Origin of the sequence: Zavarzinella formosa DSM 19928, assembly GCF_000255705.1 — a bacterium.
GTDB lineage: Bacteria > Planctomycetota > Planctomycetia > Gemmatales > Gemmataceae > Zavarzinella > Zavarzinella formosa.
The window spans coordinates 9,505-9,774 of sequence record NZ_JH636445.1; the positions used below are offsets into that span (position 1 = coordinate 9,505).

Here is a 270-nt window from a genome sequence, read left to right on the forward strand (position 1 = left end):
GCAATCTCTTCGCCGTGAAGGCCGGCGGGTCGGGAGACATTACCCCGAAGATGGGCGAGACAAGCAGCGATGGCGTGGCTTGGGTGGCCGCCAAGGCGGGCCTCGGCATGGCCTCCCCGCTCGTTTACAAAGGGCAAGTTTATGTGTTCGAGCGAAACGGCGGCTTGGTGAGTTGCTTCGACGCGAAGACAGGCAAGGCCGTGTATTCCAAGGAACGAATCAGCGGCGCCAAGGCGTTCTGGTCCTCCCCGTGGGCCAACGATGGCAAAA

General features: G+C 61.9%; 1 pseudogene. It reads left to right on the top strand.

Features of this window, described 5'->3' with window-relative positions:
- A pseudogene (locus BGIM_RS66110) lies at nt 1-270 on the top strand (PQQ-like beta-propeller repeat protein); the annotation flags it as partial.